17 protein-coding genes, 3 pseudogenes and 1 other annotated feature are annotated in these 22,263 nt (G+C 58.2%); of the genes and pseudogenes, 7 read left to right on the forward strand and 13 right to left on the reverse strand.

The window, feature by feature from the left end; all coding sequences use genetic code 11:
• The 3 genes from tnpC to tnpA all read right to left on the reverse strand — a co-directional run.
• Positions 1-1,211: IS66 family transposase (gene tnpC, locus AC1Y2B_RS14800; protein ID WP_482253880.1), on the reverse strand; the 1,211-nt coding region annotated here is incomplete at its 3' end.
• A 62-nt stretch (positions 1,212-1,273) separates the two neighbouring features.
• The gene (gene tnpB / locus AC1Y2B_RS14805) at positions 1,274-1,666 is read right to left on the reverse strand and encodes an IS66 family insertion sequence element accessory protein TnpB (protein WP_482253881.1); all 393 of its coding nucleotides are present in this window, start codon (positions 1,664-1,666) and stop codon (positions 1,274-1,276) included.
• Positions 1,620-1,994, reverse strand: coding sequence for an IS66-like element accessory protein TnpA (gene tnpA / locus AC1Y2B_RS14810; RefSeq protein WP_482253882.1), 375 nt, complete (start codon positions 1,992-1,994; stop codon positions 1,620-1,622). Before tnpA ends, tnpB begins: the two co-directional genes overlap by 47 nt.
• A 120-nt stretch (positions 1,995-2,114) precedes the next feature.
• Between tnpA and AC1Y2B_RS14815 the strand changes: the two genes are divergently transcribed.
• A protein-coding gene (locus tag AC1Y2B_RS14815; RefSeq protein ID WP_482253943.1) for an IS3 family transposase occupies positions 2,115-3,172 on the forward strand; the annotation gives its coding sequence in 2 pieces (ribosomal slippage) (positions 2,115-2,346 and positions 2,346-3,172; 1,059 coding nt in all).
• Between the two features lie 138 nt (positions 3,173-3,310).
• Here the strand turns inward: AC1Y2B_RS14815 and fcl are convergent.
• Both fcl and gmd read right to left on the reverse strand, forming a co-directional pair.
• The gene (gene fcl / locus AC1Y2B_RS14820) at positions 3,311-4,291 is read right to left on the reverse strand and encodes a GDP-L-fucose synthase (protein WP_482253883.1); all 981 of its coding nucleotides are present in this window, start codon (positions 4,289-4,291) and stop codon (positions 3,311-3,313) included.
• Positions 4,292-4,393: 102 nt separating this feature from the next.
• The gene (gene gmd / locus AC1Y2B_RS14825) at positions 4,394-5,512 is read right to left on the reverse strand and encodes a GDP-mannose 4,6-dehydratase (RefSeq protein WP_482253944.1); all 1,119 of its coding nucleotides are present in this window, start codon (positions 5,510-5,512) and stop codon (positions 4,394-4,396) included.
• 544 nt (positions 5,513-6,056) lie between these two features.
• On the opposite strand from gmd, the pseudogene AC1Y2B_RS14830 reads away from it, so the two are divergent.
• A pseudogene (locus tag AC1Y2B_RS14830) lies at positions 6,057-6,239 on the forward strand (transposase); the annotation flags it as partial.
• Positions 6,240-6,372: 133 nt separating this feature from the next.
• Here the strand turns inward: AC1Y2B_RS14830 and AC1Y2B_RS14835 are convergent.
• From AC1Y2B_RS14835 to AC1Y2B_RS14870, 8 genes and pseudogenes are all read right to left on the reverse strand, one after another.
• Positions 6,373-7,616 (reverse strand): annotated as a pseudogene (locus tag AC1Y2B_RS14835) (IS3 family transposase).
• Positions 7,204-7,320 (reverse strand) — a sequence feature (AL1L pseudoknot). (Overlaps the previous pseudogene by 117 nt.)
• Before the next feature lie 57 nt (positions 7,617-7,673).
• Positions 7,674-8,191 (reverse strand): annotated as a pseudogene (locus AC1Y2B_RS14840) (transposase); the annotation flags it as partial.
• Positions 8,192-8,579: 388 nt separating this feature from the next.
• Entirely contained in the window at positions 8,580-11,423 is a 2,844-nt protein-coding gene (locus tag AC1Y2B_RS14845; RefSeq protein ID WP_482253884.1) for a glycosyltransferase family protein, read from the reverse strand.
• Complete coding sequence (locus AC1Y2B_RS14850) at positions 11,420-12,364, reverse strand: phosphoglycerate dehydrogenase (RefSeq protein ID WP_482253885.1); 945 nt, start codon at positions 12,362-12,364, stop codon at positions 11,420-11,422. The genes AC1Y2B_RS14845 and AC1Y2B_RS14850 overlap by 4 nt, the downstream gene beginning before the upstream one ends.
• Complete coding sequence (locus AC1Y2B_RS14855) at positions 12,364-13,032, reverse strand: acylneuraminate cytidylyltransferase family protein (protein ID WP_482253886.1); 669 nt, start codon at positions 13,030-13,032, stop codon at positions 12,364-12,366. Before AC1Y2B_RS14855 ends, AC1Y2B_RS14850 begins: the two co-directional genes overlap by 1 nt.
• Positions 13,001-13,969, reverse strand: coding sequence for a glycosyltransferase family 2 protein (locus tag AC1Y2B_RS14860; RefSeq protein ID WP_482253887.1), 969 nt, complete (start codon positions 13,967-13,969; stop codon positions 13,001-13,003). The genes AC1Y2B_RS14855 and AC1Y2B_RS14860 overlap by 32 nt, the downstream gene beginning before the upstream one ends.
• A 274-nt stretch (positions 13,970-14,243) precedes the next feature.
• A complete protein-coding gene (locus AC1Y2B_RS14865) occupies positions 14,244-14,933 on the reverse strand; it encodes a 6-hydroxymethylpterin diphosphokinase MptE-like protein (protein ID WP_482253888.1) in 690 nt (229 codons plus the stop codon).
• A 286-nt stretch (positions 14,934-15,219) separates the two neighbouring features.
• Positions 15,220-17,055 carry a class I SAM-dependent methyltransferase gene (locus AC1Y2B_RS14870; protein WP_482253889.1) on the reverse strand — a complete coding sequence of 612 codons (1,836 nt, stop codon included), beginning with the start codon at positions 17,053-17,055 and terminating at the stop codon, positions 15,220-15,222.
• 249 nt (positions 17,056-17,304) lie between these two features.
• Here AC1Y2B_RS14870 and AC1Y2B_RS14875 point away from each other — a divergent pair, with 249 nt between their 5' ends.
• From AC1Y2B_RS14875 to AC1Y2B_RS14895, 5 genes are read left to right on the forward strand one after another with little or no spacing between them, the layout of a single operon-like run.
• The gene (locus AC1Y2B_RS14875) at positions 17,305-17,838 is read left to right on the forward strand and encodes a hypothetical protein (protein ID WP_482253890.1); all 534 of its coding nucleotides are present in this window, start codon (positions 17,305-17,307) and stop codon (positions 17,836-17,838) included.
• Complete coding sequence (locus tag AC1Y2B_RS14880; protein WP_482253891.1) at positions 17,835-18,845, forward strand: glycosyltransferase family 2 protein; 1,011 nt, start codon at positions 17,835-17,837, stop codon at positions 18,843-18,845. Before AC1Y2B_RS14875 ends, AC1Y2B_RS14880 begins: the two co-directional genes overlap by 4 nt.
• A complete protein-coding gene (locus AC1Y2B_RS14885) occupies positions 18,842-20,026 on the forward strand; it encodes a glycosyltransferase family 2 protein (RefSeq protein ID WP_482253892.1) in 1,185 nt (394 codons plus the stop codon). Before AC1Y2B_RS14880 ends, AC1Y2B_RS14885 begins: the two co-directional genes overlap by 4 nt.
• 14 nt (positions 20,027-20,040) lie before the next feature.
• Complete coding sequence (locus tag AC1Y2B_RS14890; protein ID WP_482253893.1) at positions 20,041-21,228, forward strand: hypothetical protein; 1,188 nt, start codon at positions 20,041-20,043, stop codon at positions 21,226-21,228.
• Positions 21,225-22,262, forward strand: coding sequence for a glycosyltransferase family 10 domain-containing protein (locus AC1Y2B_RS14895; protein WP_482253894.1), 1,038 nt, complete (start codon positions 21,225-21,227; stop codon positions 22,260-22,262). Before AC1Y2B_RS14890 ends, AC1Y2B_RS14895 begins: the two co-directional genes overlap by 4 nt.
• Position 22,263: the final 1 nt, after the last annotated feature.

The raw sequence follows: 22,263 nt of genomic DNA on the forward strand, positions 1-22,263 counted from the left end.
CGACTGTGCTTCCTGCGCGCCGCAAGGCGCAGGTCAGCAGGTTGGCCCGTGATCTCGCGTTCTATGTCATAGAGGGCGCCAATCCGGTCCAGAGCCTCTCGGGCAATCTCGGATTTGGTGGCAGCCCAGATGTCGTGGAAGTCACGGCGCAGATGCGCCCAACAGGCTGCTTCTCGGAACCGGGCAGTCCCATCAGGTTCGGGGTCGTAAAGCTTGGCATAGCCCTTGTAACCATCAGCCTGGAGGATGCCTCGGGTTTGTTTGAGATGCTCGTGGACGTGCTCTTCCTTCCAGTCTGCGGCGAAGTAATAGACCGCCCCGGGCGGCGCTGCTCCCGCCCAAGGGCGCTGATCGCGGACATAGGCCCAGATCCTGCCTTTCCTGACGCCCTTGCCCAGACCCTTGTCGCGCATGGATGGGTCCAGAACCCGGATCGGAGTGTCGTCAGCGTGCAGGAGATCGCTGGCCATGATCCTGGTTGCGATCCGGTCAGCCAAGGGGGCGAGCACCTTGCAGGCTCTCCCGCACCAATCGACCAGCGTGCTGTCAGGGATATCGGCTCCCAATCGAGCGAAGATCTCATTCTGGCGATACAAAGGCAGGTGGTCATCGAATTTGGAGACCAACACATGGGCCAACAGACCCGCGCCGGCCATGCTGCCGTCAATCGGGCGACTGGGGGCCGGCACCTGCACCATCTTTTCGCAGCGGCGGCAGGATTTCTTCAGGCGGGCGATTTGAACGAGCTTCATCTGCGCCGCGATCATGTCAAGCATTTCACTGACATCCTCGCCGACCAAGCGCAGATCGCCACCGCAATCGGGGCAGCAGGTGCCGGGATCGAGTTCCCGGCGTTCACGGACAGCATTTGCCGACACGCGCGGACGACGGCGCATGACCCCCTCGGCCGCGATCAGCGTCGGCGGTGCCAGCGTATCCGTCTCATTGACCGGTGCGGCATCCGTTTCTGCCGCAGCGATCATCAGGTCTTCAAGCGCCAGTTCGAGTTGTTCGATCTCGCGTTCGATCTTTTCCGAGGACTGGCCAAAGACCTGCTTCCTGAGCTTGGCGATGCGCAGCCGGAGGGCTTGGATCAGCTGATCATGGGCGCGCAAGGTGGCGGATATCTTGGCGTTCTCCGCCTGCAAAATCGCGATCATCGCCTTCAGCGCGGCGGGGTCATCAGAGAGATTTTGGGCGTCGCCGGACATGCGACTGACTACCACAAGTCAGGCCAAAACACCATAAAAACAAGGGTATTCAGACCGGTAAATCACCCGACACGAGCAGGCGGCGCACCCCAATCCGGCCTGCGCCAGTCGATCCCTTCCCACAACATCGCCAGCTGGGCCGAGGTCAGGCGCACCGCGCCATCACCAGCGGTCGGCCATGGAAAGCGGCCCTTCTGGAGCACCTTGTAGTAAAGGCAAAAGCCCTGCCCATCCCAATAAAGCAGTTTCAACCGGTCACCCATGCGCCCCCGAAACGCAAAAACCGCACCCCCTGTCGGCTTCTGGCGCAGCACATGCCTCACGTCAACGCCGCCAGGCCCTCGATGCCTTTGCGCATATCTGTGGCACCACACGCCAGATAGACACGAACGCCAGTCCCTGGCGCTATCATGCCGTCTCCACCACCTGGAGCAGCCTCGCCAAGATAGCCGCATCCATCTTGCCGTCGAAGTGCAGGGAGCGTCCGTTCCGCAACCGGACTTCAACCATCGAGGGCGCTATTGGTATAGCTGCTTGGGCCTCCGGCGGCTCGCGCAGGTCTGATATATCTACCGGCAAAAACGCCACTCCGGACGACAGCGGCCACAAACCCTTCTTCTTCAACTCATGCCGCCAAGAATAAATCTGCTGCCGCGTGACCTCATGATGATGCGCAAGCTGCGTCACCGTCACGCCACCCACACCTACAGACGCGACAATTCTGACCTTGTCCTCATCCCGCCACCGCCGCCGCCGCTCAAGACCTAGAACATCGCCACGCATCACCAGCCTCCGCATAAGACACGTCGCTAACGACGTCGTTATGCACGTGCCTTACCCCGTAACTGACCATTCTGGCAGGCGGTCCCAACCGGGTGATTACGCAGATACACTGAAGCGCAGATCCTTGCGATCCTGCGTCAGGCCGAAGGCGGGATGCCGGTGGCCGAGTTGTGCCGGGCGCATGGCATGAGCTCGGCGTCGTTTTACAAGTGGCGGGCGAAGTATGGCGGCATGGACGCGTCGCTGATCAGCCAGATGAAGGCCATGGAAGAGGAGAACCGGCGGCTGAAGCGGATGTATGCCGACCTGAGCATGCGGGCGGATTTGCTCAAGGAAGCCCTTGGAAAAAAATAGATCGGCCATCTCAACGCCGCGAGATGGCCGAGAAAGCGGTGGCGCGACGAGGTGTCAGCATTGCGCTGGCCTGCAGGGCCTTTGGGGTCAGCGAGACCTGCTATCGCTACAGCCCGAAGCTGAAGGACGAGAACGAGGAGATTGCCGATCTGCTCGTCGGGCTGACCGATGCCCGCAAAACCTGGGGCTTTGGCCTCTGTTTCCTGCACCTGCGCAACGTGAAGGGGCATCCGTGGAACCACAAACGGGTTTACCGCATCTACTGTGCCCTTGAACTGAACCTGCGGATCAAACCCCGCAAGCGGCTGAAGCGCGACAAACCAGAGGTGCTGGCGGTGCCTGAGGCTCCGAACATGACCTGGTCAATGGACTTCATGGCTGATCGGTTGGGGGATGGCAGGGCGTTTCGGCTGCTGAACGTGCTGGACGATTTCAACCGCGAAGGCTTGGGCATCGAGATCGACTTCTCGCTGCCGGCCGAGCGCGTGATCCGGACCCTGAACAGGATCATCGAATGGCGGGGAAAGCCCGGCACTATTCGCGTCGACAATGGCCCCGAATACATCAGTGGCAAGCTGCTGATCTGGGCCGAGGAGCGGGGGATCACGATCCAGCACATCCAACCCGGACAGCCCCAACAGAACGCCTATATCGAGCGCTACAACCGCACCGTCAGGCATGAATGGCTCGACCAATACATCATCGAAACCATCGAGGAGGCCCAAGACTTCGCCACACAATGGCTCTGGACTTACAACAACGACCGCCCGAACATGGGCATCGGCGGCATCACACCCGCCCAGAAACTGAAAATGGCCGCGTAAGTTCTACGGATGCACCCCGTTAAGAATGGGGGGATTACCCAACGCAAATTCGCTTCTCTCATTCAAATCAATCCGATATAATAATAAAAATTCATTGAAATATTCGTTAAAATAATTATTGATGCGCCAGAAGCTTTCTCAAAGGCGAGGGCCCATACCAGATTTCAACTCGTCTTGGTACCATTGATAGGTTGCAGTGATGCCAGTCCGTAAATTTACAGTGGCGTGCCAACCTAAACAAGCGAGCCGTGAGACTTCCATGAGCTTGCGTATAACACCGTCGGGCTTGGAGGCATCGAATCTGATGCGGCCGTAGAAACCCGAAACTTCTGCGATAATCTCCGCCAGTTCACGAATGCTCACGTCTGTGCCCGTTCCAACGTTAATGTGGCTTAGCATCGGCTGGGTCTCTGATGCATAGACCTGCACTGGCAGGTCCAGAACGAAAAGGCTCGCTTCGGCCATGTCATCGACATGCAGAAATTCCCGCCGCGGCATTCCTGAACCCCAAATCGTTACCTCTTCCCGGCCCTCGGCCACTGCTTCGTGAAAGCGGCGGATCAATGCAGGCATCACATGGCTATTCTGAGGGTGGAAATTATCCCCTGGACCATATAGATTTGTGGGCATGACAGAGCGAAAGTCCACGCCATACTGACGGTTGTAGCTTTCACACAGCTTGATCCCGGCGATCTTGGCGACTGCATAAGGCTCATTCGTCGGCTCCAGAGTGCCAGTAAGAAGCGATTCCTCCCGCATAGGCTGCGGGGCTTCCTTCGGATAGATACATGAAGAACCTAGTTGCAAGAGCCGTTTGACACCGCAAAGATAGGCTTGATGGATGACATTGGCTTCGATCATCAGATTTTCATAGATGAATTGAGCCGGGAATGTATTGTTAGCGTGGATGCCACCCACTTTGGCAGCAGCAAGGATGACGACATCAGGCCTTGTGTCCTGGAAGAAATCACGCACGGCGGCTTGGTCTGTAAGGTCCAACTCTGCGCTTGTCCGGATGATGATCTCAATATTTTCGCCCGCATTTCTGCGCACCTGAAGACGACGCAGAATAGCGCTTCCGACCATGCCGCGATGGCCTGCAATGTAAATCTTAGTCATGCTGAGTTCCAACTTTTGAATGCTTGAGTTGTGGGACCACACGTGTTTAGGTCAAACGATGCAGGGCATACAAAGTAAGTTGACACGATCGGCCCATGGACTTCAGCTTTCCAGGCTGACAGGTACATTCAGCCCATGAGTCTTTAGAAGTGCGTGACGCCGCGCTGCAGTGTGATCATGTTTTACCATTTCCGCGCACATTTCTCGCGCCGTAATCACTGGTTCCCATCCTAGCTTCTCCTTTGCCTTACTTGGATTCCCGAGCAGTGTTTCCACCTCTGCGGGACGGAAATAACGAGGGTCGATACGCATTATGGTCTGGCCTTCGCGCACCATTGGAGCAAGATCGCCCACTATTTTTTCGACAATTGCAACTTCATCAATCCCAGTACCCTGAAATGAAGGGGTAATGCCCAGATCGGCGGCCGCCCAAGAAATGAATTCCCGCACTGAGTATTGTTTGCCAGTGGCTATGACAAAGTCCTCTGGAACATCCTGCTGCAGCATCATCCACTGCATACGAACATAGTCTTTAGCGTGGCCCCAGTCACGCAGTGAATCAATGTTGCCCATGTAAAGGCAATCTTCCAGTCCCATTGCGATGTTGGACAAACCTCGCGTGATCTTACGCGTCACGAAGGTTTCCCCGCGGCGGGGGCTCTCATGATTGAACAAGATGCCGTTGCATGCGTAGATTCCGTAGGCCTCGCGGTAGTTAACTGCAATCCAGTATGCGTATAGTTTTGCCGCAGCATAGGGCGATCGCGGATAGAAGGGGGTCTTTTCTGTTTGTGGCGTTTCCTGAACAAGCCCGAAGAGCTCGGAAGTGGATGCCTGATAGAAGCGAGTCTTTTCTTCCAGTTTCAGGAACCGAATCGCTTCCAAGAGACGCAAAGTACCCATTGCGTCGACATCTGCAGTGTATTCAGGTGCCTCGAAACTGACTGCGACGTGGGATTGCGCTCCTAGATTATACACCTCGTCTGGCTGCACTTCCGAAAGGATCCGCGTCAGGTTGGAACTGTCGGTCAGATCACCGTAATGAAGGCGAAAGAGCGCATTGTCGATGTGGGGGTCTTGATAGATGTGGTCCACCCGTTGGGTGTTGAATAGCGAGGCGCGGCGCTTAATTCCATGCACCTCATAGCCCTTTTCCAATAGGAATTCTGCCAGATAAGAGCCATCTTGTCCTGTTACACCAGTGATCAAAGCTTTTTTCATCATTCTCGTTCCATTTTCGCGCCGAACGGGTCAAGTGCTCGGCCAAACAGTGTCGAGCGTCCCTCCAGCCGAAAGGCCTAAGTGCCACGACACTTCCTATGACATCGCCCCACCACCAGAGAGCAACTTTTATCCATCCAAAGATACTTCGCAAGAGTAATACGACATTGTAGCGAAAAGGACGAGTTCCGCCTGCGAGCAGCCTTGTGTGATGTATTTTGGGGCTCGCCAAAGTGCCGGATAGTCGATCCTGATAGAATTTTGGGCCAAGCGCCATGTTTTGCAGCGCTTGGCCAGCACAGACGGCACGAAACATATCCCTGGGCTGCGTTCTGGCTCGCTTCAATTCCATTGGCGACCGTTTCGACCTTGATCCTAGTGCTATCAGTCAAGCTTTGCACCTGCCCAAGAACCCCCTCGACCTGTCGCGGTCTGGTTCTGCTGCTTTGATCACTAAGGTGCAACGTAAGCGGTGTATACACCCCATGTTTCAATAAAATAGGGGTTCTGCGACAATCGGCCCGTCTGGAAAACGGAGGCAGGGGTGCAGGACGAAACACTTTCAGGAACGCGTATATGGGGGCTTGAGGTCCCACTCGGCGAGACCGACCGACGGGTTTGGTCGGATGAAATCAAAAGGACCGCGGCAGAAAGAGTCGCGTCAGGCAGCAGTATTTCGGACATTGCCAGGGAACTCGGCGCCACGCCTGGGCTGGTGTCAAAGTGGGTCCGCAAGCCCAACCCGACTGCGGCGAACCAACGCTTCGTAGAAGTCTCGTTGGCCACCGAGCCGCCGACGGCAGCTCAGCATGTTGAGACTGAACCGCTCCGGGTTTACCGGAGGGTGGTTTGTTCAATGACTATGCGATCATATCGAGTGAGTTCAGGTTTGCATAGAACGCCTCCTCTACTTCTGCGGGCGGGATGTAACCGATTGGACCTAGAAGGCGGCGATTGTTATACCAATCGACCCATTTCAAGGTTTCCCATTCGACCTCGCGAATTGATTTCCATGGGCCGATCTGGTTGATGACCTCGGTTTTGAAAAGGCCGATCACGCATTCGGCAAGGGCATTATCATCGGCATCGCCGACGGTGCCGACTGAAAGATCGATGTCTGCCTCGGCCAGGCGCTCAGTATACTTGACGGACAAGTATTGGGAACCACGATCCGAATGATGAACCAAGCTCTTGTTATCTGGCGTCTTTCTTTGCCAGATCGCTTGCTCAAGTGCGTCAAGCACGAACTGTGTCTTAATCGAGGTCGAGGCACGCCAGCCGACGATACGACGCGCAAACACATCGATCACGAATGCTACGTAGACCGTCCCAGACCAAGTTTGCACATAGGTGAAATCTAAAGCCCACAGCTTGTTCGGACGGTCTGCCATGAACAGCCGGTTCACCTTGTCATCTGGGCACGGCTGCGATGTGTCAGGGTTCGTGGTGATGACCTTTTTGCCCCGAAGCACACCTTTGAGGCCCAAATCGCGCATCAACCGCTCTACTGCGCATCGCGCGACGTCCTGATTGTCTCTGAGCAAAACATGCCAGATCTTCCGTGCCCCATGGAACTTGCGGCTGTCTTTCCAAGCTGCATCGATCTTGATGCAGAGATCCGCGTCAGACTTTGCCCGAGCCGAAGCACGATCAGGATCACGCCCGATGGCGCGACGCTCATAATAGGTAGACTGGGCGATTTGCAGTAGTTAGCACATCGGCTCGACCCCGAACTGTCCCCTATGTTTTTCAATGAAAGCAGTCACTTGCGAAACGGGCGGTCGAGCTCCGCCACCGCAATATATGCTGATGCCTTCTTCAGTATCTCGTTGGCCTGGCGCAGTTCGCGCACTTCCCGCTCCAACTCCTTGATCCGATCTTTATCGGCACTGGTCAGACCTGGCCGTTCGCCACCATCACGCTGGGCCTGACGCACCCAAACGCAAAGGCTGTCCGGCGAACAACCCAATTTGCCTGCAATCGCCGTCAGCGCCGCAGTTTCGCTTTGACACTCATTGCGGTGTTCCAGCAAAAGCCGAACCGCGCGTTCGCGGAACTTGGGTGAATACGGCTTCGACGTCTTCTTCTTTTGTGCATGTTCCATAACGGGCAATTCTCCGAGAGTTTTGCCCTCCGGCAAACCCGCGGCGGTTCAGTCATTGGCGTCGTCGTGGGTCGCCTCAACCGCGTCCAGATGGAGCGAGACCAATGCGTCCATGCTGACAATCGCCCGGATCAGACTGCCGTCGATGCGAACGGTCTCCGCCGAAACCAACCCGGTTCTCTGGCACTGCCGCACCCGACGCGTGAAAACCTAGTGGAAGACGTCTTCGCCCCAGCGTTGCCGGATGTGGGCCAGCAAGGAGTGATCCGGCAACGCCTCGTGCAAGGCATAACCGACGAACCTGCGGATCGCGAGATTATCCTGCGCTTCTCGCATCAATCTACGTTCTAGAACGACCCCCATCAGGAAGCCTTCCAGCGTCAGCCGCACGGCAACCTCGGGATCGATGCAGGGACGGCCATTGTCAGCAAAATAGAGGTCGGCCACTTCAACGCGAAGCCACCCAAGATCAGGAACCTTATTGACCCTGACCACACATGGTCATCAGGGATCAGCCTCCGCAACGCCCCGGTGATAAAAAGCTCCAGTTGCCCGGCTTCTTTCCGAACACGTATAGCTGCCTCAAAATCTCTGTTCTGTCAAGTGAATCAGAGACATGGGGCTTTTTCAATAGCCCCCACTGGACTGTTTTCTGATCCATCCCCAGATTCAAAGGCAGCCGACGCGACGAATGCATCAATGAGACGATATTCGACAGCCTGGCCGATGCTGGCCGCAAGCTGGCCCTTCGGCGCTAAGGTTACAACAACGTGCGGCCGCATTCCCCACTCAGCACTGAGAACTCGGTAGAAGTGCGCCCGTCGCTCGAGCCAGCTTGGGGCTCCGCGGCCGGCTCACTTGCCCCGCCGGCCGCCAACCGCGATCAAGAATGGTCTCTCGTTGTGAACGAGGGACAACTGAGGGGGGCAGGTCAGCGTGATAGCCCTGAAAAGCAAGAATATCCTACTTGGCGAAGCGTTCTCGCACCCGGACAAACTGAACCTTGTGCGGATCTCCGTCTGGAAGTGCGGCCAATGCGGCGGTTACTGCTGCCTGCAATTTGCTATCCGTCTTAAGACGAGCCCTCATCTCCTCTGAACGGGTCAAGAGGCCAGACCCCACGGATGTCAACAAGAGCCGCGCAGACGAATAGTCACTTACGACGTTCCATCGTTCCAGCATGTCCACGCCATCGGCCAATTCTCCTGGCACCGCACTACCACCATCCAAACGCTTGCTCATTTCCTCGGCATACTTGGTCAAGTCCGCAAAACTCTTGCGGAGTTGATCCAGTTCCAATTGAGTATTCGAAGGATGTCCCAACGGCACCGGCAAAACCTCTCGCCGCCTTGATCGCGCCAAATCTGCAGACAGAATGTTCCGCAATATCCCAGGAGATGCGATTTTAAATACAGATTGTATTAAAGAACGCCAAGAGTTCCTTTCCAAATAAGCGATGCGAGATCGCTCTATACTAGCTAAAAAACGATCATAATTATCGACAACTTCAGATATCGCGGCAACAATCCCATCCACAGTTGGTGAAGCGCAGACTCCTATCTCCTCTGCCTTCACGACATCCGCCAACCAAGTGTCCTGCAAGACTACGACAGGTTTCCCTAACAACATTGCGTCCACTAGGATCCCGGACGTTCGGCGCCGAAACGCATCCGCAAGGTAAGGGATCACAACAATATCGGCACCTTCGATCATATCGATGAACTGGTGATCGGAAAGATCAGCGTCCAATATTTCGATCCCCGATTTGTCAAGACCGTCATAAGCCTTCTTCAGGACAGCCCCTGAAACCTGATCCACCCTAGCTCTGAGCACAATATCCAAACCTGCGGCGCCACGAAGTCGATCCACGGTGCCGACGCTGAGAACAAAGCCTTTCTCCGCGCGGGCCCCACCAGGGAATACGATACGAAATCGCGTCTCTAAGGCAGAAGAGCGCACGGCAATGCGGCCAGCAGCAAGCTGCCGGGCAATAGTATCGGAAAAAGTAGTACTGGGATGTTCAAGAACAGGAAGTTCAATATTCCAATCGTCGCGGAACTCATTCGCGATTTGCTCGGTTGAATGCATCAGGTGGAGTCGGGGGTGAGCATTGATTCGGCGCGCAACAAGACGCCAACGTTCAATGTATTCGAGATTCTTCTGATCATGCGCATATGACCAGAAAAGATTCACGACAGCATGAAGGCGCGGGTGTTCTGCAAGCAGGAATTCAATGAGTTCTGCCGCCTCAAGGCTTCCTACGTAGAAGAACAGGCAAATATCCCCGCTCGCAACAATCGCCTCTATCCTCCTAATTCCCTCATCCAACTCCGTCGCAAATCGCAATAAATTTGCACGCTCTGCAGGTTTCTTATTTCCGATGGTCCAACTATTAACAGTAAAAACCCGAATCAGCGCCGCGCAATCCGATGGGCGAAATCGCTCCTCCAATTCCTTTCGACATATAATATAAAAGTCGACACCTGCTTCTTTCGCTGCACTTGCAAGTCGCGCATCGTAGGCCAGGAAATGTCCCCAATCGTCCTTCGCATCGGGATCGATCATAACGAATGTACACAAGCCCTTTGCCGAGTCGCGCCGTTCGCGCGCGTTCAGGGCCGGTATAAGAGAAGGTGTATCCGAGACGACAACGCGCCCAGCCTCCTCCAACGCAACAATGACTTTCTCCAGATCGCGGCAATGATCCAGATAGTAATCATTGTAGTCGATTGCGAAGAATCCTGGATGAGCGGCCTGTATTTCAGCCATCTGATCATTGAACTGAACTTTTTTGTCATGCGACCAGAAGAAAGAATCGTCCAGTAGACGTCTGCCGTCACAACCGACCACATGGATGCTATCTGAGAAAGTTGCTGCCAAGGGCAAAAGCAACAAAGTTAAGACATTAGGGAAAGGATTGATGTGGAATGATACAGTTAAATCCGTCGGAATTGCAACTTTAGAGTCAAAAGGTACACAGACCATGCGATCAGCAAGTTTTTCAGGAAGAAAAGCCCGATATATGCCAGAATCGCGCAGCGGGCATACGAACCATGCTCCAGTCTGCTCCAATGCCTCCAACAATGCCTGACGAAATGCACCCGCGTACGACGAACATCCGGCGTGATAGATCGGATCGGCGGCACAAATGATCCGTGGTTTCAGCTTATCCATCGCGGATTTGTTCTTGACAATCGAATTAGCAACAATGCAAAGGTCACCGTCGAATTCATGACTCTCGACATATTCGCTGAAGCTTGGGCCCGTGCCGAATACAAAGGCTTTCGGAAAATGCCCGACTTCAGCCGCCATTTCCGCTAGTCGAAGCCTGTTCTTTTCAATGAGCACCTTGGGTTCAGAGAATTTGTTAAGCCCGGCCCATAAGAAGAACGATCCCTCCTGACGCGTGCGCACCGGATCAACTCTATAGAACCCTGCATTGGCAGTGTATCCCGCCTTCGCTTCTGTTAGGGGCTGCGACATTGTCTTCTCTGCACGCGAATCGACCAGCATAAATACGTCGCGCTTCCGGTCTCCATCCAGAACTCTCTGTACCAGATCGCTTTCAGGAACAATTCTGATTTTAGAAATTAATGGAGAAATCAGTTCCTCGATCTCGGTTGCCATGTGCGGTGCGAGGGTTGAACCAGCGATCCATGCGTAGTTTGGGCATGTCAGAAGGATAGATCCAATCTTGTCCAAATAGGGTGACATGTACCAAGCAAGTCGAGATACAAGGTCATTGGCCTGCAGCTGATCTGTAAGCGCAGGATAGATAAAGACTGTTGGCAGAATTACTTCTTTCATTCGTTCAAAAACCCTGCCAGCCGTTCGATGGCCTCGTAGCTGGCGCGGATCACCGCATCGACGGTGTTGGAGCCGTTGTGGGTTCCGAAGATGCAGCGGTCCATGCTGCGCAGGGGGCTGTCCATCGGCAGAGGCTCCTCCTCGAAGACGTCGAGAGCGGCGGAGTGGACGTGGCCCGATTGCAAGGCGGCAATCAGGGCCGGTTCGTCGATCAGCGGGCCACGCGCCACGTTGACCACGCGCAGTCCGGCCTTGGTCTTGGCCAGCACTTCGGCATTCAGCATGTGAAAATTGTGCTTGTTCAGCGCACAGGTGAACACCAGGAAATCCAGGCGCTCCACTTCGGCGGGCCAGACCGCGCGCTCGAGACCGGCAATGCCTGCGTCACCGTCGACGCCAGGATCATAGGCCACAACCTTCAGGCCAAGGGCCTGCATCCGACGCACGGTGTTGCGACCGATGTCGCCCAGACCCACGACGCCCACGGTACGCCCCAGAAGGCTGATGCCGGCCGGCTTCGGCCAGGTTCCTGCCCGCACGCCCCGGTCAATCACGAACAATTGGCGGGCAAGGCCAATCACATAGCCTGTGGCGACATCCGCCACCTCGGTGCCGAACATCATCGGCGTGTTGATGATCGGGATATCCAGTTCCTTGCAAGCCGCGAAATCGACGTTGTCGACCCCGATGCCCCATTTGACCGCCGCCTTCAGCTTGCCCGCCCTGGCCTTGGTGAACACCTCACGCGTCGCCGGGTCGTCGCCGATGATCCAGCCGTCGTATCCCGGAACAACTTCCAGCAGTTCGGGCACCGACAGGGTTTGCGTCACCTTGGCCGGCACCAGCCGAATGCCGCGCTCGGCCGCGAATTCGGTGAACCGGCTGATCTGCCCCAGCATCGGCGGGCAGGTTACAAGGACTTCAAAGGAATTACGCTTCATCATTCAGCTGCACTCTGGTTGGCAAGGGAATGGCCCGCAAAGGCCTCGGCAATCGCCCAATCTTCGGGCGTGTCGATGTCGACCGCCTCAAGCTTGGACATCGGGTACAGGATCGGCTTCTTGCCGATCCGGGCGTTGGACGCATGGAAGCTGTCGCGCGAGAAGATGTAAAGGTTTGAATTCTCTTCAAACCAGGGTTCCAGATCCTGCGTCTGGATCAGGTTGGCAGGGTCATGGTTCACGGCGCTGCCATCGGCCCGATAAAACCGGGTCTGGAACCGGTTGACGGTGAACAACGAATCCGCTGTGCCTGCCGCGACGCCGGCCCGGTAGGCGTCAATGGCAGCCCGTATGGTTTGAGCCCCCAGCATCGGGTTGGTGGTGTGCGTCATCAGGTACATGTCGGCCGGCACGGCTGCGATGTCATCTTTCAGGATCAGGTTCATCGAGACGGTATCGCCACACAGTTCAGGCTTGCGGTCACGAATCCGCACCCGTCCGCCCTCCACCAGGCCATTCTCGGCCAGGATGTGGCGGGCATCGGTGTTGATGACGACCTCATCAATCTCCGGCAGGGCCAGCATGGAATCGAGGATCCACTTGAACAGCGGTTTGCCGTGCAGGATGCGGAAGTTCTTACCCTTTACGCGCTGGCTGTTTGCTTTCATGGGGAGAAGTGCGACGCAGCGGCCCAAGCCAGTCATCTTGATCTGCCTTTCCAGTAATTTGAGGATAGAAAAACCGTTCCTTCGCACTTTGCGACAGGCGGCGGTGTTCATGGTTGCCCTTGTAAGAGCCGATGTACTGATTCCAACGATACCGCATCATATCCAGCGGTGAGGTCGATCGGACGCCGTTGCGGGCCGAAGCCGCCCAGTCGCTACAGACAGAGGTCACGACATAGCGCAACACGTCAAGGAACGACAAATGCACTTCGGGCATGATGCTGCGCAAGGCCAGCGCCTCACGCTCGAAGCGGCGCCGGACCGAAGCCCAGGTCTCGGTGTGGTGATGAAACACCGGAGCTTGCGCGACGTAGCCGATCTTCATTCCCTTGGATACCAGCCGCTTGGCCAGTTCCATATCCTCAAGCCCGGTCAGGGTTTCATCGAAGGGATGGGCCTCCCAGACGCTGCGCACCAAGGCGGCATTGGCATTGTTGCAAAAGAAGCCTTCTTGCGGAACGGCCGTGGCATCGGGGTAGTATTTCGCGAAGATCCGCCGTTCGCTGTAGTTGCTGTCGTCGTCGCCGATCTGGCGACCGTAGGCATAGGACACGCGTCCGTCGATCAGCGGCTGGCACAGAGTTCGCAGCCAATCGTTGCTCACCGGGATGCAGTGGCCGGAAATGAACACAAGAATGTCGCCGGTGCTGACCGCACAACCCAGGTTCAACGACCGTCCGAACGAGAACTCTTCTTTGCGGATGTAGGTCAAGGTGCAGCCGTGACGCTCTGCCGTCGGCAGGGTCGAATCGGTCGATCCTGAGTCGATCACCACGGTTTCGATGTCATGCCCGTCCAGAATCTGCCGGCTGATCATCACCAGCAGGTCGTCCAGATAGCGCCCTTCGTTGAGCGTCCGAATTACGATGCTGATCCGCATTCTATGCTCCTTTCCGGACAACTGGGCGAAACGCGATGCACACAGAACGAAAGATCACAGATCGGGCAATCGCGCGCGACCCTATGCTGCACTTGCACAACCTTACTCGAATAACACCTAGGCTTACTATCCGAATGATACAACCTGGCGACTACCAAAGGGGCAATCCGTTGTCCATCGACATGTAATGTAACCGAAATCGTTCGGCAATGCATAGCTTTTGGGCAGACCGACGCCGCGTCTCAGGGTTTCTGCACAAATCCCAGCCTGCCGTTCAGTCTGGGTGTCGGCCAAGGATTCGCCGGTGGTCAGCTTTCTCGAAAATATGACACGCTCCACCCAGGGTTGCATCAAAAATCCGGCGGCCAGCCGCCTCGAAAGCCTTGCGGGCCGCCGCGTAGGAGTCCTCCGAGCGGGCCAGATCAGGATTTTGCCAGTCGTGCCCCGAAAAGTAGTCCGGGCTGAAATGGTTCACATCCGGCCCTTCCAGCCGCTGTCTTTGATGTGGTTTGCCGCTGAAATCATAGCGGTGGTCCATGCCGATGATCACGACTTCGCTGAACCCCATGTAATAGGCCACCTGCAGGGCCACATGGGTCACCGTGCCCCCCTCGCGCACGCCAAGGGCGATGTCGGGGGAAAACACATTCGGCGGCCCCAGAATCGGAAGGTGGTAGGTGAACGCGTCCTGTGGCAATTTGTCTGCCGCGCGCCCCCCGATGAACTTGATACAACTCATCGCCGCAAGCTCGCGCCGAGATTGTTCCACGACCAAAGCGTTCACGGCCACCAGATAGCGGGGATAGAAACCGAACCGGTCAAGGCCAAGGTGGATCTTGTTCAGACCGATCACCACCTCGGACCGCAGCACACTGAGGTCCATCTGGTTGAGCGACGGGCCGTTGCAGACGATCACGCAGCGCTTGCCGGCATGCAGGTTTCGAAAGCGGGACAGGTGAGGCATGACGGTCTCGACTTCTATCAGGGAATCCAGTCCGGCAAAGGCCCCCGAACAGATGGGCAGGTCGCGCACCAAGGGCGCTGCGGCGGCCGGCGCGGTCAGCCCCGCAGGTTTCCTGCGTCAAAGTGGCGGAATGCGCCAGACGTCAGGACTGTGCCGAGAGGACTGTGCCGCGGTGCAACGGCATCCTTATCCGCCAAAGATCGGTCGCGTGCAGCCGCCACAAGGCGGGCCGGATCGGCCGACCCATCCGCATCGGCGCGCCAATTTTCAGCATCGCGCGTATCGTTCATTTGGACTTGCCGCCCTTTCCGGCGCCTTTTGATTTCTTCTTGTCACGGGTAGGCTCGGTGACGGTCAGCGCATTCATCGAAGGCTGGGGCGGCAGTTTCATATAGTCGCGCAGATGAGCCGATGCCTCTTGCAGGCGGGGTGTCAGTTGCCGCAGCAGCCCTTCCTGCTGGGCCTTGACCTCCATCATTTCAGCGAACTTGGCTTGAAGCGCCCAAAGATCGCCCGCTGCGGTCGCCTGAAGTCGCAAGGCGATCAGCAGGTCCTGACGGACCCGCGCGGTTTCGGCCTCTGCCGCCTCGGCCAAACGTGTTTGCTTTTGCAGCGCCGCAAGGTGCAGTTCATCATTCCGACGCATCAAGGCGGTCTGTTTTTGTACGGCTGCCAGATGTTGTTCGTCCGTTCGGCGCAGAAAGGCCTCCGCCTCGTTCAGGGATTTCGACTTCGCGTCCAAAGTCTGTTTGGCCGTGGACAAAGCACGTTCCAGTTCGGCAATCTTGGCTGTCCCCGCGGCAGTCAGGTCAGTCAGCTCCTTGAGCTTGGCTTCGGAGGTGGTCCGCGCCGCAGCGGCAGCAGTCGCAGCAGTTGCCGCGCCCGCTTTGGCCGCAGCCAGGGCAGCTTCTGCTTCGGCCAAGGCCTTCGACTTGGCCTCAAGACCTTCCTTGGCCGCAGCAAGTGCCCGCTCCACCTCCGCCACCTTGTTGGCACGGCCCGCCGCAAGGTCGGTCAGTTCCTTGATCTTCGCCCCCGAGGCCGTTCGCGCCGCAGCGGCATCGCCGGCCGCCTTGGCTGCGGCGGCCTTGGCCTCCGCCACGGCAGCTTCCGTCTCAGCCAAGGCCTTCGACTTGGCCTCAAGACCTTCCTTGGCGGCAGCAAGTGCTCGCTCCACCTCCGCCACCTTGCTGGCACGGCCCGCCGCAAGGTCGGTCAGTTCCTTGATCTTCGCCTCCGAGGCCGTTCGCGCCGTGGTGGCAGCCGTCACGGCGGCCTTCGCCTCGGTCAAGGCACCTTCTAATTCGGCATTGCGCCGCGACCCGGCTTCCGCCAAGTGCCGCGCCCGTTGCAAGGCCGCTTCACCTTCAGCCAGCTTGGTTTCTGCCCCCTGCAGCGCAGCGGCAAGCTCGGCGATCTGGCGGGACTGTGCTGCCATTTGGGCGTCAGCTTCGGCCAGTTTCCGACGCATCTCACGCCGCCCCTGATCCGCGACAAAGCGCATTTCAGGCCAGTCCGGATCCTCGGTCTCAACCGTTTGCGGTACGAATCCGGCCTGAATCATCCAGCTTTTCAAGTCCTCGAACCCAACAGCGCCCTCGTAGAGCGGCTCCAGACCCGCGCGCAGATCAAGCGAATCAATCTGGTCCAGATGGCCCGATTGCCGCAAGGACTGCAGGATGTCCTGTTCGGCACCGGGGGCGTCGATCTTCAGGTGTACGGGGTGCATCACTGTGCCCACACGGTCCAGCAACTGGCCCCCGGACCAGACCTCCACAGGTTGCACCCCCTGCGGTCGCAGTCCGGGCAACAAGCTGCGCAAAGCGGGCAAGGCCGGATGCAAACTGGAATGCGCCAGGTTGTTGGTGACATGCAGGACCCCGTTTGCGGTACCCTGCGCACTGATCGCCACGGCCAGCACGCTGATCTGCGGCCAAGGCGCCAAGCGGGTGATCAGGGACTGTGCGGTTGCCTCATGCGGCTCGACCAGAACCACTTTCGCCGGAGCCGCAGGACCTGCCAGATGCGCCTCAATCCCCGAAGCTGCCCCCGCCCCAATCACAATGAAAGTGCCAGCCGACAAGTCGATTTCAGGCAATGACAACGCAAAGGTCCACTTCATATACAGCCGCTTCCCCGCAACATAGAGCAGCACGGAACATAAACGCAACAGCGCCGTCTTTCGACGGAAGCTGCGCGCCCGAACGGGCTGACATTCACCACCAAACGAGCATCCAAAGGCACGGAGCGTCGTGAGTATTGCGCATTTATTGACAAGGCAGATCTAGAAAGTTCATACCGAACGAGAGCGGGGTCGCGGGGATGACCGTGGCGTCCCGGGCCTGCGGGACGCGTTTGGTGAGGATGTTTGATGGCCGATAACCTACTGCTCGGACCCGAGGCAGGCATTAATCACAGTTTGGCAGTGTTGCGGGCGGATGCCTTTGAAAAGGCCGCACAATCCAGGGTTGATCTGGTTCCCGGTGTCTTCTTGTCGGTCGATCCGGATGCTTCCGTCAGCGGAAAGATCACCTCGGCTCCCGGCAACCTGCTCTCGCTGCGCCTGACACCCAACGGTCCGACGCGATGGATGAGTGTGCATTTCCAACTGGGCGCCGCCGATCTGCGGCAGGTCCAGATCCTTGGCGTGGTGTGCCGGTCGCAAGCGCCGAAATCGACGACCTTCCGGATCACTCTGCGCTCTGGCGTGGCGGGGGGCTTTGTCGACACCTTGTTCCGCAAGACCGTAGCCTCTTATGCCGAACCCAGTGTGCATCTGGATGTCCTTGATCTGACCCGCGAAACCGCCGTCCCGCGTGAGGCGCCGTGGCGCGAGATCATCCTGATGTTCGATCAGGCCGCCGTTGACGTCACCCTGCTGAACTTTGGCATGTTCTCGATATGAGCCTTTGCGTCGTCATCCCGGTCTGGAATGATCCTGACGGTCTGGGCCGCCTGCTGACCCAGATGCTGCAGATGGCGGTGTTCGATCAGATCATCGTGTCCGATGATGCGTCCGACCCTCCGGCCGGACCTGAAACGCTGGGCTTGCCGGATCAGACTGCAGCGGCAATCGCCCGCGACGACCGTATCCTGTGGTTGCGCAGCCCGGACCAGCGCGGTGCAGGACATGCGCGCAATCGGGCACTGGACCGGATCACCACCAGCCACGTGATCTTCTTTGACTCCGACGACCTCTTCCTGCCCGAATTCGCCAGACTGGTTCCGGAACTGGCGGATCAGGAGTTCGATTTCTGCATCTTTCGTCACGTCGACAGCCGCATCCGGGCGCAGGGCGGGTTTGGCCCACTGGGGCCGGACGAAGGGCTTTGGACCAGCGCCCAAGCCATGACCGCCAAACCGACGCCCTTGGCCATGAAGGGGGCAACGCTTCTGTGCCGAATCAGCGCCTATCCGTGGAACAAAGTCTACCGAACCGGGTTCCTGCGTGAAACAGGCATTCGCTGCACCGAAATACCGGTTCACAACGACCTTGAATTACATTGGATGAGCTTTCTCAAAGCGCAGCGCATCCTCACCTCGCGCCGGGTCTGCTGCGAGCATTTCGTGGAGCTGGACGGCAAGCGCCTGACCAATCGGTCCGGCCGCGAAAGGTTTGAAGTGTTTCGGGCGCTGACAGCCCTGCAGGATGAACTGGATGGCAACCCCAGAGGCCTTGAGTTTCTGGAACCCTTCGCTGAATTCTACACCCGGCTTTTCCTGTGGATCACGGACACGCTGGACCCCACCTTGCGCGACAGCTTCGCGGCCAAGGCGCGTGGTTTCCTGCTCAGCCGGGTGACGCTGCCGTTCTTCACGCTGATCGCCCTGCGCAACCCTGCGGTTGCGATCAAGATCAACCGCATGCTGTCTGTGACAGGTTCGGCGCCGGCCTCGGTGGCCCTGAAATGAACATCTCCTTCATCATCACCAGCTACAACGTGGCGCCCTATATCGCGCAATGCCTCAACAGCCTTGTCGGCTGCCTGCGTCCCGGTGATGAGGTCATTCTGGTCGATGATGGTTCCACAGACACAACCGATCTGCTGGCCGAAAAGCGCTTTGTCGCCGGATTTGGCCCGGACGTTGGCACGCAACTGATCTTGCTGGGCACCAATACCATCGGCGGCGTCGGCATTCCGGCCAACATCGGACTGACCCATGCCTCGCGAGAGGCTGTGTTCTTCGTGGACGGTGATGACTGGATGGAGCGTGCCGGATTTCTGACCTGCCGGACCGCGTTCGATGCGACGCGGCCCGATATCCTGATCGGCAACTATCTGGAATATGACGAGGCGACCGGCCAATCGCGTGCCCCTTCTGACATCCACCGCTGGGCGGACTTGCCCAACGGTCAGAGCTCCCAGGATACGGCGCGGAAGGTGGCGCTGTCGATGATTGCGGTGCCATGGCGCAAGTTCTATCGCCGCGATTTTCTGAACCGCACCGCCATCCGCTTCCCCGAGGGTGATTTCTTCTACGAGGACAATCCCTTTCACTGGGACGTTTGCCGCAAGGCCAACACGATCCGGTTTCAGGACACGGTCCTGTGCCATCACCGGGTCAATCGCCCGGGCCAGACCATGGGCGCCACCGGAATCGAGTTTCTGGCCTTCTTCGACCACTTTGAGACGATCTGCCGCAGACTGTCGGTCGAGGACCAGTCCTTGCGTCCGGCGGCGCTGGAATGGCTGGTCAACAATATGTCCTGGCATATCGGGCGCATGAACCAGGGCGCATTTTGGGCCTATGCGGCCCGGGCAGCACAAGTGCTTGAAACACAATCCGAAAACTGGCCTCAGATCCGCAGCCGTTTTGCTGGATCGGCGATCGGTGGCATGGTGGAGGCCCTTGTCAGGGGCCAAGTTGCGGGTACGGTCGCGGCCTGGATGGCCGACCGCACCTTGCAAAATGTGGTGCAGGTCAACAAAAGCGTCGAGGCGCTGCTGTCGGGCACGGATGCACGCAGCCTTGATACTGCGCAACGTATCTCGCAAATGTCCGACCAGGTGCAGGCGCTGCGCCTGATCGAAGAATTTCGGGCCCTGCAGGCCATTCATCGCATTGACACGATTGAAACAACGCCCATTTGAAGGAACCGCTGTCCATGAAGCTTGCCTTGCATATCGGGACCGCCAGAACCGGGACCACGTCACTTCAGGTCTGGTGTGCGGGCAATCGCGATGGGCTGGGACGGCAAGGCATCTGCTACCCGACGACCCTGAGCAACGAAGCGCACCGGGCGTTGGTCGTCTATGGCATGGAAACCAACCTGACCGAGCCCATCCTCGCCCGGTTCGGCATTCAGTCCGCCGAGGACCACGAGGCCTTTCGCAGCCAACTCCGCTCTGATCTTTCGCGTGAGGTGGAAGCCAGCCGGGCACAGGGCCACCGAACCTGGCTCATGTCCAACGAACTGGTCCACAGCAAGATCAATTCTCCCAAGACGATCACCCGCCTGCACGCCCTGCTCAGGCCGCATTTCGACCAGATCACCGTCTACCTGCATCTGCGGCCGCAGGTTGACTTGCTGATCTCCAACACCACCCAAAGGGCGCGCAACGGTCGGGCGGTGACCCGGGCGGAACTGACCCGATCCTCGGTCGGGGCGAAAAGCAGCTATTTCAATTACAACAAATTCATCGGATTTTGGGAGGATGTCTTTGGGCCGCACAATCTGCGGGTCATTCCCTACCGGCGCGTCCCGGATATCACCGGGGTTCTGATCCGGGACCTGGGCATCGACATGACACACCTGCCTGCGGTGGAACGTCTCAATCCTGGGCTGGGGTGGCAGACCCTCGCGCTGGCCAATGTGGTTAACGCCGGTTTTGCCGCCCTGAAGCTGGCGGCGGCGCCCGACCTGCATCTGGACGAACTGCCCGGTCACGACAAGCTGCAGATGGGCCGACGGCTGGCGCAAGAGGTGCAGGCCCGGTTCGACATCAGCAATGCCAAACTGGCCAGCCGCCGGTCTGACATCGAAGCCGAGGATCTGACGCCGGACTGGGCGGCGATGGAAGAGGACGGCAACCTGCATCTGGTCGAAGCGCCAAGCCTTTACGCCGAACAACTGGCGCAGATGGTCCGGCGTCTGGCGCAGGATCATGCGATGGAGCGCTGGCGCCGCCACATCGCCGAAGGCCGGCTTGCGGCACTGTCCGGCGATGCCGCAGCGCTGGACGAAGCCAAACGCGCCGCCGATGAGGCCGCAGCGGAACTGGACCGGCTCGCACGGTCAGGCGGAGATGACGCCGCCACGCCCGACGACGGCCCAGATGACACCCAGACATGATCCGGATCTACCTGTTCGGTGATTTCTGGAACCGCCAGCCTTTGGCCTATGCCCCGATCCGTGACCGGCTGGCCGACCGGATCACCTTTGTCGATGACCCGGCCGAGGCGCAGCTGGCGCTGTTCAGCCACACTCATGACCTGACCCGTCACGCCCGCGCCTTAACGCGCCTGATGGTCGCCCACCCCAACCTGCGCCCGGTGCTTTTGTCAGAGGAGCCGTTCTGGGACACTTGCTGGGCCGCCGACCCGTTCTCGAAATTCCAGACCTGGACGGGTGGCCCCGCGCCCCTGGGCTATGCGGTGCTGAACCACTTCACTTCTGACATCTACGACACCGCAAGAATCCCCTACTTCCTGCTGACCGACCCGCGCTACATCGCGCATTACCGTCCCCACTTTGCCCGCAACGCCGGTTTTTCCGCCGATGACTGGTTGGCTCTGTGGCGCAATCCGAAATGGGATGCGGTTTTCATGGCCGCCCGCCGCGACGACACCCGCCACGAGCCCGACTTTGCCGAGCATGAGGTCTGGGGCCTCAGCGTACTGCGCTCGCGCATCGCGCGCCACTGTCGCGGTGCCGCCGTTCTGCGGGCCGGTCAAGGCTGGGGCGAAGCTGCGCCGCGGGTTGAATTGCCCGACTGGCATGCCGACAAACTGGCGCAGCTTGATCTGGGTTGCCGCTATGTCTCGGCGATCGAGAACACCCACCAGGCCAATTACGTCACCGAAAAGATCTTTGACGCCTTTGCGGTCGGCGGGGTGCCGCTTTATATCGCCACCCCCCGCCATCAGGTGGCCCGGTATGTCAGCAAGGACTCCTGGGTTAATCTTCAGGCCCGCCTGCCTCGGCCCGACGCCGCCAAATCGCACCCCTTCGAGGGCGATGCCCAGCCAAGCCCGGAGTTGGCCAAGGCCTATGTCGCAAGCCAAATCCGGCTGGCCCAACTGTTTGCCGATCCTGCGGCGGTTGAAGGCGAATTGGCAGCCCTGTCACAGCGTCTGTTTGATGCGCTACACCGGCTGACGTTTTAGG

The organism is Stagnihabitans sp. (genome assembly GCF_964946895.1).